Genomic DNA, 16,082 nt, shown 5'->3' with positions numbered 1-16,082 from the left:
TGGCTCTAACCAGCGCCAAAGGTATCTGTTTCTGCTCTGCGTCCATACCATCCGGAGGAGGTGTACACGGTGCGAGCAGGTGCCACGCCGCGTTACAGGCATAAAAAAGATCAATAATTTTTTTGGAGATGAAAATGTTTTTACTACCTTCGCGCTCCCATTAAGGGGAAATGATTCCGTAGCTCAGTTGGTAGAGCAATACACTTTTAATGTATGGGCCCTGGGTTCGAGTCCCAGCGGGATCACTGGAGTTTTAAAAACCTCGCGCATGGCGCGGGGTTTTGTTTTTTTAGTCGCGCATTTAGTCGAATTCCTTTTATATAACCTCAATTTGTTTCCCGTACTTTATGCAGGTTAACTAGCTTCTACTAGAGGTAAAATTTTCAGTGGAAATTTATTTTATTTGCTACAAATAATAGATGCTTTCCTGCGAAAGAAGGAGCATTCAAAGTTAACTTTTCTTTTGTTGCTGAAAGTAATTATAGCACTAATGCAATCTACACACGTATAAAAATATCGTACTGAATTTAGCGTACTACACCGCGTCCGCTTCCTCTTCCAGTATTTTAAAATCGGATAAGTCACACTACATCGATATGCTTTTTATCTAAGCCTCAGATACCCTCATCTGTTCGCACCGGTTGCTGTTATGGGAAATACAGAATCCGCAGTAGTGTACCATGTTATGTATCTGTAGAATAATTGCTTAGCCCCATCATGTGCCTATGTTTTCAAAAAAATATGTAGGAATCGGATAAGAATAGAAAAAAAATTGTTAATTTCCTATAGGGAATCTGATACGACTGAATCTATTATCCCTTAATCCACTGACATTCCTTAAAAGGTGTGTCAGGCTTTGATTTCCCAATCTATAACGCGATATTAAATCATTGCAAAAGAAAGTGTTGATAAGCCCCTCTTGCCTGTTCATTCTCTATCTCAGTTTATCAGTATTAATATTTGGTATCGGAGCACAAAACAGTGACTATTTACCTAAATGCAACTAAAACTATGACCAACTCGACTGTACACAAAAAAATCACAGTGAACGATGTAGGCTTGCTTTCTTAGGATTGACCCCCGTCTTGAAAGTATATTGTTTGCGTCGCATCAACCAAACCCTGTCAGCCATTACGCTTATGCCGGTTTAAGGCCGGTATCTATCAATCTATTTCCACAACCTTACGAATTTGTACCCTTATGATCAAAAATTTTATCCTTACAGCACTATGCCTGGGAGTATTTCAATTAGCCCATTCACAACGAAGAGTTCAGACTAATCATGAAACCGAAGAAAATGAGCAACATGACCAGGAATTTAAAAAATCCAAATGGTATAAATTAATGCAAAAGCCACATGCCGACTATTTCAGCATCCTGAAAAAATTTGACCGGTACATGAAGCGGCATCCGCAGGTGGAGGGCCCCAGGGAAACGGGCGAAGAGTGGTTCAGGAAGAATATTTATTACCTGGATAGTAAGGGAAGAGTACAGGCGCCTCCTGCTTTTGACTATCAACGCCTTCGCGCAGGTATTGCCCCAACCTCAACTGTTACGGACACGATGGCGGGAGACTGGCATATGATCGGTCCGCGTAATCAAACATTACCAGGTGGTTTTGCATCTGTAAGGGGAGGATACTCTTATTGTGTACGGATGGATCCAACCAACCCGCAAAAAATGTTCATCAGTTTTGTGACCGGTGGCCTTTGGGTATCATCCAATGGAGGAATTGCATGGCATCTTGTAGACGGTAACATGCCCAATAACCGGTATTTTGATATCGTTGTTTGCCCCGCCAACACAAACATTGTATATGCCATTTCAGAATCTGCAGTCATCAAGTCCACTGACGGAGGTTATACCTGGAATGTGACCGGACTTAATAGTTCTGTTGCTGCTTATTCTGCCGGCCAGGGATACGATGTCGCAGTGTCTTCTTCCGATTCAAATATTGTTGTGGCTCGCTGGGGCAATTCATTATACCGGTCAACGGATGGTGGTGCCATATGGACTTCCGTTTTATCTTCCCTGAATAACATTAGGGCAGATGGCTATACCAATAATGCCGGCGGAATCCTGGAATGGAGCAATAACGACCCAAACCGTGTTTTTTTTATAGATGGATTAGAGAATAGCAACAAAGCTACCATTTATGCATCCACAGACAAGGGGGCGACCTTTACTATCCTGGCAAGTATTACTATTCCACCAGACATTCCGAGTCAAAACTTAAAATACTTAACAATTGCGACAGCAACAGATCAACCATCTGCTGTTTTTGCTTTTTTAGACTGCGATTATTCCTATATGCAGTTGTATCAAACGGATGTGAACACGGGAGTTCCAACGCTCCTGCGGAAAAATATGGTCAATAATTCAGGATGTGAAGCCATAGCCATGGATATCAAGAATTCCAATAACATCGTTTATGGTACCTATGGCGAATCTAAAGTTCATTATTCAACAGATAACGGGCAAACTTTTGCTACTTCCAACGCGATGCACGCCGACATCAGGTCAATACATATTGTCAATGGTAAGGTGATGGTGGGAAATGATGGAGAAACCGTCGTATCAAACGACAAAGGCGCCACTTTTTATAATGTTTCTGCCGGCATTTCAAATATTGAACTCTGGGGTTTTGGTGCTTCCTTTAAGTCTGATATTCTGGCTGCCGGCTGTAATCACGGCCAGCTTACTATTCGCGATCATGCCGGGAACGGGGGGTGGTACACTGTATGGGGAGCCGATCAGCAAAATACTGATGTGAACCCGCTCGACAGTATTCATGTGATTACCAGGGGATATGGTGTTTATTGTGTAACAAGAACAGGGATCGGGACAACTACATCCACTCCCTCCCAGGTAGATCCTGGCCAGCAAGACTGGATCAATAACCTGTCATATCATCCTAATCTGTTTAATACGATGGTAAGCCACACCGCAGGCGATTTTCCGGATACTACTCCTGCCAGCACAAGACTAACCTGGCGGAAATCCCTGCTCAGAAGCGACGACAATGGCCTTACTATCAGCAAGCTGGTGTATACTTTCAACGACAGGTTAATGAGCGAAAAAATCTGTATGAGTGATACCAATCGCATTTATTGTATCGTTTCCCCTTCCAATAACCATTTATGGAAAACTGCCGACGGTGGCGTAACCTGGACAGAGATCACACCCGGTATATCAGTAACCGGCCCAGCTGTAAAGAACATCAGTGATGTGGCGGTGAGCGATACGAATCCTAATGAGATATGGGTAACTTATTCGGGAGTGCAGAAAATCTGCAAAGTGTTACATTCAACGGACGGCGGTGTTACTTATACTAACCTCACTACAGATACGCTTGGTTCATATCCTATTTCAAAAATAATTTTTCAACGGGGAACCAATGGAGGTGTTTATGTGGGGAATAAATCAGGCGTTTTCTATAGGAATAATAGTATGACCCAATGGCAGCGACTAGGCACAGGACTGCCGATGCTGGACGTAAGTAACCTGTTTATCAATTATTACAAGGGAAAATTATTGATCGGTACCACCAGAGGTGCCTGGGATCATGACCTGTACGAACATTCTTCCACGAAGGCACAAATATCTGCCAGTACAAAAAATCCCAATTGCCAATCTCCAACTGTACAATTCCGGGATTACAGTGTGGTGAGCAATGGAGGTACCGGGGTGACCTATTCCTGGCAATTCCCCGGAGGCACACCATCTACTTCTACCTCAGAGACACCGGTGGTCAACTATGCCGGTACTTCGGCAGGTAGTTATGATGTGACATTAACCGTTACAGACCAGTATGGAACCAGTACACAAACACTTTCCAAGTTTATCACCTATGATCCCATTTGCTGTCAAAACAGTGCGCCAGGCTGGACATCCGAAGATATTGGAAGCCCGTCATTAGCTGGATCAACCTGCTATCAGTCAGTCAAAAAAAGTTTCACGGTTTATGCATCTGGTGTTGATGTGTGGAATAATTCAGACCAGTTCAGGTTCAATGACACTACGCTGAACGGTAACGGACAAATTACTGCAAAAGTAGTAATCCTTAATGGTTCCAACGTCTGGTCAAAGGCTGGTGTGATGATCCGGGAAACTACCGGTGCTGATAGTAAATATGTGTTCATTACAGTAACACCAGGCTTCGGTGTTAATATGCAGCACAGAGCTTCTACCGGTGGTTCTTCTTCAAACGTACAAGGGGTTGCAAGTGCGCCTACGCCATATTGGGTAAAACTTGTACGGGCAGGTAACCAGTTCACTGGTTACAGTTCACCCAATGGGATCAGCTGGGACTCAGTTAGCACTACTACCGTAGCAATGAATGCTGCTGTAAGGATCGGCCTTGCTGTTACCAATCATGATAACAACCAGCTCGCGACTGCTGTATTCGACAGTGTGAGCATCTCGTCTTCCTGTATAGCGATCACGAAACAACCAGTTTCAGCAACAATCTGTATTGGCAACAATGCCACCTTTAGTACCACCGTGGCAGGAACAGGTAATACCTATCAATGGCAAGGCGTTGACGGCGGCAATGAAGGAGATGGCAACTGGGGAGATGGTGCTGTTACGGGTTCAGCTACAACAACGCTGGTGAAAACAGTGAATGGTGATACTCAAAATGGCCGGCAATGGCGCCTACGGATTAATAATCCTACCTGCGGTACCATCCTTTCCAATCCGGTAACACTTACCGTAGCCGGTGCTGCTATTGCATCACAGCCGGTGTCTGCAACAGTACTTGTTGGCAACAATGCTGTCTTTAGTGCGGCTACATCGGGGAGAGGTACTTACCAATGGCAAACCTACCAAGGTGGCAGCTGGGTTAATGAAACCGATGGTCCCAAGACCAACGGAGACGTTATAGGTTCAACTACACCAACCCTGGTGAAAGAGGTGAATGGTTCTACGCCATGTGGCCAGCGGTGGCGTCTCCAGATTAGTGGCAATGGAACTTGTGGTGCACTTACTTCTGATTCGGTAATGCTTACCGTGACCGGTGCTATTACTATCACATCACAGCCGGTGTCTGCAACGACATGCATGGGCAGCAATGCTACCTTTAGTGCAACTATATCGGGGACAGCCACTAGTTACCAATGGCAAGCCTTGCAGGGTAGCGTCTGGGTTAATGAAACCGATGGTTCCAAGAACGACGGAGATGTTACAGGTTCAACTACACCAACCCTGGTGAAATCAGTGAATGCTTTTACGCAAAACAACCAGTCGCGGCGACTCCTGGTTGGTAATGGATCTTGTACTCCGTTTACTTCCAATACGGTAATACTTACCCTTGCGGGTGCAGCCATGATTACACAACCTGTTTCAGTAACAAAGCCTATTGGCAGTATAGCCACTTTCAGTGCTACCGTTGCCGGTACCGGCAATGTCTATCAATGGGAAACCAATTGGGGGGGTAATTGGTACAATGAGGTTGATGGCTCCTGGTCTGATGGCGCTGCTTCCGGTTCTACCACACCAACGCTCACGAAAGCAGTGAATGCTGCTACGCAAAATGGCCGGAAGTGGCGTCTCACTGTCACCAATGGTTCCTGCCCTAAGGTTGTTTCCGACAGCGTTACTTTAACTGTTGGACCAGCAGCACGGTTAGCAGGTACGCAAGCCTCCCTGCTCAATGCCAAGGAAAAAATATCAGTGTATCCTAATCCAGTGCATAATGTGCTCACCATTACTGGAATGACAGGCAAAAAGATAATTGCTGTTTATAACAGTGTTGGCGTGTGCATTTATCAGGCAACAATTGCTGAAACAACGAAAACCATTGGTACAGACAACTGGACAAATGGTGTATACGTCGTAAAAATCACGGGAACTAATGGTCAAATACAAAACTTTGAAGTTATTAAGAACTGATAATGATCAGTAACAGTCTTTAAAAAAACACAGGTCTGACCAAATGAAGTACCCCCAAAAAGTGTCTGACTTTTTGGGGGTATTAATATCTGTGGACCCGGTTAATTACTGTATCGTATAATCTTTTACGGCTACTTCCGATAATCTGAAATATCCGTAAGCGAAGTTTGCGAAATGGGTCTGATTGATGATATTTCCTCTCACCAAACCTGGTGTTGTTTGAAACGGGCCAGCACCAGCTCCGGATGCGGCTAACAATTTTCTGAAATAATCATAGTATCTCTTGGAGATTTCATGTAGCCTTATGTTTATCATCTCTTTTTTAACGAATTTGTAACAAAAAAGATTGTGGGCAGGTAATTTGCATGTTTCCTTGCTGTATCAAATTGATAGCCTTGAAAATCATTATTTCAGAATTCCCAGCGGGATCAACAGCGTTTTAGAAACCTCGCGCATGGCGCGGGGTTTTGTTTTTTAGTCGACTTCCTTTTGTATAACCCCGATTTCTTCCCCATACTTTATACAGCTTAACGAGCTTTTACTAAGACCACACCAACAACTGAAGGCGTCCTGCAGCCGATTTCCCTATAGCGTAAAACACTGCATAAAAATAATTTAATTCCGGAGGGTAAAAACAGCCAATGGCTGTATATACTTATAGAAGACAGGTACAAAGTCTTAACCATACTGCACCAACTTTGGAAAGCGGATGGGGAACTATTTGCCTGTTAACCCGCTATGCTAAGACAGATCCATTTTAAACCCAGTTATTGAAACCCAAAAAAAAGAAATTATGCAATCAAAATTCATTCGTTGCCTCTCAGGCATCTCTGTAGTATTAGGAATTATGTTTATTACTGCATGCTCCAAAAAAGACAGCCCTGGTAACCCCGGTGGGGGAGATCCTAATAATCCTGGTATAGAAACAGGTGCCCCTGAAAAATATACCAAAAAAGTTTTAATAGAAGAATTTACAGGTGCCTGGTGTGGCTGGTGCCCACGTATGCCGGTACTGCTGGAAAAACTGCATGCAAAATATCCCAACGTGATTATATCTGCCTTTCATGCATCTGATACATTTGATATTGGGAGAGATGTGAGAACGGTTATCGAAGAAAAACTGGGCGTACAGGGGTATCCCACCAGCAAACTGGAAAGACTGAAAGATCTTGACTGGTACGACGCCAATAACAATATCAGTTTTGCTCAGGCAGACGCACTGGTGAACACTTTCATTAAAAAAACAGCTGTGCTGGGGTTAAGTATTAACAGTACTATTACCGGAAATAATCTCAACGTAACTGTAAAGGTAGGTATGGGACAGGCATTGAATATCGCCAAAGCGAAAGTGATGGTGTATGTCATGGAAGGTGGACTGACAGGTCCTGCGCAAAACAATTATTATTCTCTTGATCAGGTGAAAAACGATTACATAAACGATCCTGATCTTGGCCCGCTGACAAAATTAGCACATAGCATTACAGGATATACCTATAATCATGTCGTAAGAAAAGTGTTGACAGATGCCAAAGGCGATGAAATACCTGCTGCCTATAAGATCAAAGGCGCTGTTTATTCTAAAGATTTTACGCTGGACATCAGTAAATACAAGGCTGCCAACTGTAGCATCATTGCATTGGTATACGGACAGGACGATGAAGGTAAATTAATTGATACCTACAATTCACAGGTGGTAGTTGCCGGACAATCACAAAAATTTGATTGATAAAATACCTGTATTCTGCTACTACACACAGATAGCTCCATTGACCATCATATGTAAGCGTACTTTTCTGGTACTCGTAAAGTATGATGGTTAGCGGAGTGTCTATTGTATTAAAAAAGATGATATGAAAAAAAAGACGGCATCGATTTATATGATGGTGGTTGGACTTATATTGTTGAGTGTATCAACTGCAGTGGCACAGGAAAATAACAGCCAGCAGAAGCTCCCCAATGTACAGGTAAAAGATATGGATGGAAAACTGATGAATGTCAGCAGTTTTTCCAATGGCGGAAAACCAATGATCATCAGCTTTTGGGCTACCTGGTGCAAGCCATGCATCTCTGAACTGGAATCTATAGCGGATGATTATGATAACTGGCAGAAGGTAGCCGGTGTAAAACTGATCGCTATTTCTATTGATGATGCCAGGACCAATGGAGGTATAAAATCACTCGTGTCCTCTCGTGGATGGAAATACGAAGTATACAATGACTATAACAAGGACCTGTACCGGGCATTGGGAATCGCCAATGTGCCTTATACCATTGTGCTGAACGGAGATGGAAAAGTCATTGAAAGGCATGCTGGTTATAACCCCGGAGATGAATATCATTTACTGGAAGTGGTGAAGAAAATAGCAAAACTATGAGGAGGAAGATATTTATCATCATCACAATAGCCGGGATCAGTAATGTTTTACAGGCGCAGGAGATACCTGGAAAACTAAGCGGAGGGCTGGAATCAAATAGTCAATATTACATTGATGATAAAGCTACCCAGGCAAAAGCTCCGCGTGATAAAGTAGCCACCAATAGCTATTTTACGCTTAATTATACGCTAAAGAATTTCTACGCCGGAGTGCAGCTAGAATCCTATCTTTCGGCCATGATGGGGTATCCGGAAGGGCTAAAAGGGACAAAACTTACGCATCGTTTCGCTGGATACCGAACCGATAAGATAGACATTACTGCGGGTAGTTTTTATGAACAGTATGGTAATGGGTTTGTTTTTCGTTCTTACGAAGAGCGGCAATTGGGAATAGATAATATTATGGACGGTGTAAATGTTCGTTTTACTCCCTTAAAAAGCATCCGTTTTAAAGCATCTTATGGCCTGCAGCGTGTATTGATGGATAATGGGGAAGGTATCGTGCGGGGAGCAGACCTGGAACTGGATTTGCTGGACCTCCTGAAAGTAAAGCACAACTGGGGTGTTACAATAGGAGGGAGTGTAATAAACAGGTATCAGAAGTATACAGGTCCTGATGACGATTTCCCGCCAGGAGTAAATGCATATTCCGGCAGATTTCGATTAACACATCCGCATTACAACCTGGACATGGAATATGTTAGTAAAAGCGCTGATCCTACGGATATCAACAAAAATATCTTTAAAAAAGGCTCGCTGCTGTATATCAATCAAACCATTACTACCAATAAAGGTCTGAGTGCTGATATAGTGTTCCGCCGAATGGAAAGCATGGAATTCAGGACAGACAGAACTCAAAAAGATAACCTTGCGGTACTGAATTATCTGCCGGCATTAACAAAGTTGTATACCTATTCTTTGCCTAATCTGTATCCGTATGCAGCCCAGTCAATGGGTGAAATAGGTGGAAAAGTGGATATATTTTATCACTTTAAAAGAGGCAGTGCATTGGGTGGGCATTATGGTACCAAGCTTTCATTGACGGCATCGCTGTACCGCAACCTGGATACAGTTCGTTTAAAATCAAAAGAGGGGTTCAGTGCTGAATTCTGGAAATTGGGGCCTACAGAATTATACAACGATGTCAATGTTAGTATAGAAAGACGGTGGTCGCCATTGGTAGAAACGATTGTCTCCTACATGAACCTTCGCTACAATCAGGGGTATATACAGGGGCCCGGGTTTGGAATGGTGAACGCAAATATTGCTATTGCAGATGTGTTGTTGAACTTTGATAGAAAGAATTCATTGCGCGTGGAAATGCAACATCTGTGGACGGTGGCGGATGAAAAAAATTGGGCGGCTGCATTGCTGGAATATAGTTACGCACCCGGATGGTCGTTTTTTGCAGGCGATATGATCAATTACCAATCAAAGAAGATCCATTATTTCAGTGCAGGTGGTGCCTTTAATTATAAGGAAGCGCGTGTGTCACTGAGCTACGGAAGGCAGCGTGCAGGATTATTATGTGTAGGCGGTATTTGTAGGATGGTGCCGGCATACAGCGGTGCAAATTTATCATTCACCTACAATTTTTAGAAAAGAGGTATTATCGATTCTTTCATTAATTATAATAAATAATTGAGATACTGCGTCTATATATGCTGAGAGCATCCCGGGTGTTTTTCCGGCCCGGGATAACAGCTTTGTATTTGATGCTGTATTTTGAAACCAATCATATTATATTAATGGAGAACAATGTTATCAAAGAAGACCAGCAGCGCTGGACTGATTTTCAAACGGGTGATAAAGACGCTTTAGCATATTTTTTTAAGACATTTATTGGGAGCCTATACAATTATGGTTTAAAGTTTACACAAGATGAGGATGTTATAGAAGACACTATACAAGATCTTTTTATCTGCTTGTGGACTACCAGGAAGAGATTATCCATGCCCGTTTCCGCCAGAAATTATCTGTTAAAAGCATTCCGCAACCTGCTTTTCAGAAAGTTGTCCAGGTTGCGGAAAATGTCAAAGTATGAATCAGAGTATATTTTTTTCGATGTAGAACTTTCCGCAGAAGCAAATCATATTGATACAGAACAACAACTCATCAGGGATCGACGTCTGGAACATGCGCTACACCGGCTTCCGCACCGTCAGAAGGAAGCTATTTATCTGCGTTTTTTTGAAAATGCATCCTATGAAAGGATAGCGGAGGTGATGGATACCACTGTGAGGGCCAGTTATAAAAATGTTTTCAGAGGGCTATGTTATCTTCGTGAAACACTTGTTATTATGATTGCGTACTATTTGTTTTGCCGGATGCTGTCATGATATTTCATTATTGAAGGAAATATTTAGTAGGTGACAATAACTTTTTTATTGAGGTGATTTTTATTTATAGCCGCTGTTATCATAAAATGAGCAAGGTCAGATCTTGAAATTTTTCCCACCTTCATATCTTTTGAAAAAGAAGTGTACAATGCCCCAATTATTATCTTCTGGCAACCCATACGCTGTTATTCGCTCTCTTTTACTCGACATATGGTTTAAAGGATGATGATATCGAATTTCCGATATTGCCAGATATCGTAAATGTCTGTGCCCCAAAAGGTTGAATCTCTTTGGGGGCTTTTTGCTTCATTTAAGAGAGATGCGGAGATATTTACTGCGAAACAACTATTGCCTTTGTCATCCGCTTATTTCCTGAGCTCCATATCAGGTGATAATGCCCTGGGCCACGGGGGCTGCCTGCTCCAGGCGCACACCTAAAGTTATCTTGGTCATACTGTCAAAACTGCTGCCGGTAATTGTTATCGTATCACCTATCCTGGCTGAGTTGGGAGTAAAGGACAACAATCGGGGGGGAATATTAAGAGTTGTCTTTACAAGATAATCTAACTTTTGCAGTTATTAAAATATACCCTTCGACGTTATACACCGCTAAAAGTTCCCCATGTTTAAAAAGTCATTCCAGTTTAAAGGTCGTTTATCGCCCCAATACCTATGTTGGTCCCAAATATTCTTTTGCTGTTTGAATGGAGAACTACCTTCACTCCTGAGTTTGGCAGATATGCGTGTTATCATGAAAAATGAAAAGAAAAATTTTTTTTCGCCGGCATAGTACTATCGGAATTTGACAGTTGTCTATAAAACAACAGCACAACATTCACCTCCTTATGAACTGTATGAACAGGGGATTTGTGCCGATGTATTTGCTCAATGAAATGCTGCCCGACGGCAGCAACGGAAACCATGCTTATCAATCATTGTATTAAGAATCCACGCCTGAATGTATGTAGTAAAAACAGGTAAGATGCAAGTGTGTGCTTTTCCCTCTCTTATATTCAGGAGAAGTGTTTTTGGGAACTAAGGCCGCAGTTTTTTTCTAAAATACCCACTGGAATTCTTTCCGGTGGGTTTTTTCTATAAGTCCCTTGCAGTTACACAAGATAATTATCGCGTCATTTCTAAATAACAAACTACCTTCGCGCCTGATTTCGCCCATTTACATGTCATCATCTATCCTTCGAGACACAACGGATACCGAATTATGGCAGCTGGTTCGCCAAGACAGTCTGCCTGCTTATGGAGAGTTATACGAACGCTACTGGGAAACCCTGTATGAAACCGCTTATTGGCGCCTGTACGATAAAGCAGCTGCGAAAGACATTGTACAGGAAGTATTTATTTACTGTTGGCAGAAAAGAGAACAGATTCAGATTACGGAGTCGGTGGAAGGCTATTTTCGTACGGCCGTGAGGTTTAAGGTGCTCAACCATCTTAAATCAGAACAGGCGAGAGACAAATACAGCCAGCTGGCAGGCCGTGAAATACCGGAGATCACGCATTCTACGGAAGAAGCAGTGGCGGGCTCTGATCTGGAGACCGCCTATCGCCGGGAGTTACGGCGGTTACCTGACAAGATGAGGCAGGTATTTATCGATAGTCGCGACCATGGGCTGTCGGTCCGTGAAATTGCTGAAAAGCACGGCCTGTCGGAGCAGACTGTCAAAAATCAGCTTTCATCTGCCCTTAAGAAATTGCGAGAGGGACTAGGTAACTTCTTTTTAGAATAATTTTTTTTCATCAGCATAGTACTACCGGAATTTGACAATTGTCTACTAAACAACAGCATATGAGTCACCCTGATAAATCACTCATCGATCGATTGCTTGAAAAGCATGCACTGGGTATCTGTACCGAGGAGGAGCGTGCTATTCTCGAAAGATGGTATGCGTCTTTTCCGGCTGAAGGACGCGTATTTGAAGACGAAGCGGAGCGAAAGGCAACGCGGGAGCTGATGAAGGCAGGGATCTTTGAGATAATCGGCGCAACGGAAGTAATGCCGGAAAAGAAGCCGGTCCGGAGGCTTTACTGGCAGATAGCTGCTGCCATACTGCTGCTAATCGCTGTAGGCGACCTGTTTTATATTTTGCGGGGTAAGCCGGAGCCGGTAGGTTATGCAGAGGTGACTGCTCCGGCGGGTAAGAATGTTCTTCATGTACAACTGCCGGACGGCTCTGCGATGTGGCTGGAGCCCGGTTCCAGGCTACGTTATGCAGAACCGTTCGGGAAAAACAGCCGTGACGTACAGGTGTTGGACGGCCTCGCGTATTTCTCCGTGGCGCCGGGTGCATCACAACCATTCACCGTCAGCACCCCCGCTGGTATACAGACGAAGGTGCTGGGCACTGAATTCAGTGTGAAAGCCTACCAGGGCGTGGGTTACATACAAGTGAGCGTTCGCTCGGGAAAGGTACAGGTAGCAGATAGCGCTGCGGTACTGGGTGTACTGGAAGCTGGCCAGCAGATCGTATATCAATTGGGTACGCATACGGCTACACGGGGTGAAGGTCCTGTCGACGATTGGCGGAATGGCGACCTGACCTTGCTGGACGCTTCTTTTACAGAGGTGGCGCGTATCCTCCAAAATCATTACGGGGTACAGGTTTCTTATGATACAGCCATGATGGCGGCATATCGTTTCAACCTGCGGATTGCGGCTAAGACACCATTAGCGGAAGCACTCGACATGCTAAAAGACCTGAGTGGTATGACCTACACACTCAGTAATGACCGGGTAACCATTACCGGTATACAACAATAATTCAATAGCAGTATTGCTCCACCATTTAAAGCTGTCTTGAAGGCGGCAAGGGAGCACCATGTTTATAAAAAGCAACGAATGCGACATTTTTTAACCGTTCTGTTCTTAGTCTGCGGACTGGCAGCCGCCGGTCAGCAAAACGAAGCAAGATTCAGTATCAGTATCCCTGCTAGTACGCTGGAAGGTGCACTGAAAATACTGGAGCAGCAAACCAAGGTACAGATATCCTATGAATATACACGAGTACAGGGAATAACCATTAAGGCACGCAGCTTTAAAGAGGTGCCACTGGAAACGATTCTCACCGATCTGCTGAAAGGAACAACACTCACTTTCAAGCGACGGGGCGGCCAGATCATTATTGGTCCTGCTGTGAAGACGCGCCATACCCTCAGTGGATACGTCGAAGATGCCGTCTCCGGCGAAAGACTGATCGGCGTATCGTTGGTGGCGCCTCAATATGACGCTGGCACTGTTACCAATGCCTATGGGTTCTACAGCCTTACCTTACCGGATGATACGGTCAGGATACAGCTGTCATACCTCGGGTATCAGCGCCTGGACACATTCGTGACCATGCAAAACACCATGAGTTTCTCCTTCCGCCTGAAGACGCTCAGCAGCCAGTTGGAGGAAGTGACTATCCGGGGAGCGGGGGCCAACAATATCGTGGCCTCCTCCCAGATGAGCCGCATTAATGTATCGGGAGCACTGGTACAGGCTATGCCTCGCTTCCTGGGGGAGCCGGACCTGTTCAAAACCCTCCAGCTGATGCCTGGTGTTAAACAAGGCACCGAAGCTACCAGCGCTTTGCTGGTACGTGGCGGCACACCTGATCAAAACCTCATTTTGCTCGACGGTGCGCCTTTGTACAATCCTGTACACCTGATGGGATTATTCTCCACTTTCAACACCAATGTACTGAAAGATGTGACCCTCTATAAGGGTGCATTCCCTGCCCGCTACGGCGGCAGGCTGTCATCGGTGGTGGACATCTCCACAAAGGATGGCGATATGCATAAGATACACGGAAATTTTTCTGTCGGGCTGCTTTCTGCACAGGCGATGCTGGAAGGGCCCATCAAAAAGGAAAAGACAACTTTTGTGATCTCTGTTCGCAGATCTTATCCTGACCTCGCCGCCGGAATATATCTGAGTAATCAAAATGAGATCAGTGATCCCGGTAAATTCAGATTGAACTTTTATGATGTGAATGCCAAACTGCATCATAAGCTTTCGGACAAAGACAAATTGTACCTGAGCTTCTACGGAGGGCGCGATAAGCTGGCGACAGAAGTAGGTTACAATGGGGGGTACCCCACGAACTATTATGTGTCCAATACCGGTGTGCACTGGGGCAACTACACCGGAACTATCCGATGGAACCATGTGTATTCCCCCAAGTTGTTTTCCAATGTGATGTTGATAGGGAGTGATTACCGTTTTCAGTCACTCTTTGACCAGAAAGGGGTCTCGGATGCTGTCAAATATACCGATCACCAAAAATTAAACTCCGGTATCAGGGACTTTGGCGGCAGGATAGATTTGGACTACCAGCTAAATCCTGCTCATACCATCAAAGCGGGAGCGCAGTTGATGTACCGTGTTTTTACGCCGGGAGTGCTGCAGTCAAAGCAAACCGAAAATAATGAGGTACTGGTAGATTCTTCCAACAATAACCATAAGATACGAGCATTAGAGGTGAACCTGTATGCGGAAGATGATTGGGAAATCTCTAAAAAACTGAAATTGAATGCTGGATTGCATGTGAGTGGGTTTAAAGTGCAGAATCGCTTCTATATGTCTGTGCAACCCCGCGTGAGTGCACGTTACCTGTTGCCAGGTGACTGGGCCCTGAAGGCTTCCTATTCCCGGATGACCCAGTACATGCATTTGCTGGCTTATAATTCCATATCACTTCCGGCTGATCTCTGGGTACCTGCCACAAACAAGGTGAGGCCCCAGGATGCCGACCAGTATGCGCTGGGAGTTACGCACTACCTGTTTGGAGGAAAGTTTGAATTTTCGGCTGAAGGTTACTACAAATACATGCATAATGTGATTGAATATAAAGAGGGGGCCAATTATCTGACAGCCGCTAAAGGCGATACTTGGGAGCAGCAGGTGACAGCCGGAGAGGGGACGTCATATGGAATGGAGCTGCTGTTGCAAAAGAAAACCGGCAGACTGACCGGTTGGCTGGGATATACGCTCGCATGGGCCAACCGCCGGCTCCCGGCGGTAAACTACGGCCGGGAGTTCCCCTATAAATACGATCGCCGGCATGACTTCCACCTGGTAGCCGTTTACAAGTTGCGTAAAGGTATTGAGTTGTCCGGCTCCTGGACTTATCAGAGCGCATCTCCGTTTACCATCCCGCTGGCTTCCTATTTGGGTATCATGGACCCCCTTTCCAGTACCGGAAGTTCGTGGACCTCCCGTCAAATCGACTATGTGAGCGCACGTAACAATGCGCGCATACAGGCATATCACCGGTTGGACCTCGGTGTTAGTTTTATCAAATACAAAAAGAATGGATTGATACGTACATGGAATGTAAGCCTGCTGAATGCCTACAATCGGTCGAATCCATTCTTCTACTATGTGAACAGTTTCGATAGACTGCAGCCCAAAGTAAACCTGACTGCGGTTTCCCTGGTACCCATTCTTCCAAGTGTTTCATACGACCTGAAATTTTAAA

General features: G+C 44.5%; 9 protein-coding genes and 1 tRNA gene. 9 read left to right on the top strand and 1 reads right to left on the bottom strand.

What is annotated here, in order from left to right; translation table 11 throughout:
* Positions 1-172 precede the first annotated feature (172 nt).
* The 6 genes from HHL17_RS24025 to HHL17_RS24000 all read left to right on the top strand — a co-directional run bounded on the left by HHL17_RS24025 (position 173) and on the right by HHL17_RS24000 (position 10,605).
* Positions 173-245: transfer RNA gene (locus HHL17_RS24025), tRNA-Lys, on the top strand.
* Between the two features lie 1,099 nt (positions 246-1,344).
* Positions 1,345-5,892: a PKD domain-containing protein gene (locus tag HHL17_RS24020; RefSeq protein WP_169227395.1), complete on the top strand. Its 4,548-nt coding sequence runs from the start codon at positions 1,345-1,347 to the stop codon at positions 5,890-5,892.
* 793 nt (positions 5,893-6,685) lie between these two features.
* A complete protein-coding gene (locus HHL17_RS24015; protein ID WP_169227394.1) occupies positions 6,686-7,618 on the top strand; it encodes an Omp28-related outer membrane protein in 933 nt (310 codons plus the stop codon).
* Positions 7,619-7,742: 124 nt separating this feature from the next.
* Entirely contained in the window at positions 7,743-8,267 is a 525-nt protein-coding gene (locus HHL17_RS24010; RefSeq protein WP_169227393.1) for a TlpA family protein disulfide reductase, read from the top strand.
* Positions 8,264-9,865 carry a DUF6029 family protein gene (locus tag HHL17_RS24005; protein WP_169227392.1) on the top strand — a complete coding sequence of 534 codons (1,602 nt, stop codon included), beginning with the start codon at positions 8,264-8,266 and terminating at the stop codon, positions 9,863-9,865. The genes HHL17_RS24010 and HHL17_RS24005 overlap by 4 nt, the downstream gene beginning before the upstream one ends.
* A gap of 149 nt (positions 9,866-10,014) precedes the next feature.
* Positions 10,015-10,605, top strand: a complete 591-nt coding sequence (locus HHL17_RS24000; protein WP_169227391.1) for an RNA polymerase sigma factor — start codon at positions 10,015-10,017, stop codon at positions 10,603-10,605.
* 384 nt (positions 10,606-10,989) lie between these two features.
* On the opposite strand, the gene HHL17_RS33975 is transcribed toward HHL17_RS24000, so the two are convergent.
* Positions 10,990-11,127, bottom strand: a complete 138-nt coding sequence (locus HHL17_RS33975; RefSeq protein WP_394353303.1) for an IPT/TIG domain-containing protein — start codon at positions 11,125-11,127, stop codon at positions 10,990-10,992.
* Between the two features lie 656 nt (positions 11,128-11,783).
* Between HHL17_RS33975 and HHL17_RS23990 the strand changes: the two genes are divergently transcribed.
* The 3 genes from HHL17_RS23990 (at position 11,784) to HHL17_RS23980 (ending at position 16,081) form a co-directional block, all read left to right on the top strand.
* On the top strand, positions 11,784-12,350 hold the full coding sequence (locus HHL17_RS23990; RefSeq protein WP_169227389.1) for an RNA polymerase sigma factor: 567 nt from the start codon (positions 11,784-11,786) through the stop codon (positions 12,348-12,350).
* A gap of 59 nt (positions 12,351-12,409) precedes the next feature.
* Complete coding sequence (locus tag HHL17_RS23985) at positions 12,410-13,381, top strand: FecR family protein (RefSeq protein WP_169227388.1); 972 nt, start codon at positions 12,410-12,412, stop codon at positions 13,379-13,381.
* Positions 13,382-13,459: 78 nt separating this feature from the next.
* Positions 13,460-16,081: a TonB-dependent receptor gene (locus HHL17_RS23980; protein WP_169227387.1), complete on the top strand. Its 2,622-nt coding sequence runs from the start codon at positions 13,460-13,462 to the stop codon at positions 16,079-16,081.
* Position 16,082: the final 1 nt, after the last annotated feature.

This window comes from Chitinophaga fulva (assembly GCF_012927205.1).
Taxonomy (GTDB): Bacteria; Bacteroidota; Bacteroidia; order Chitinophagales; family Chitinophagaceae; genus Chitinophaga; species Chitinophaga fulva.
Note: the sequence above shows the minus strand (reverse complement) of the source record. Positions and strands in the feature narration are given on the sequence as shown.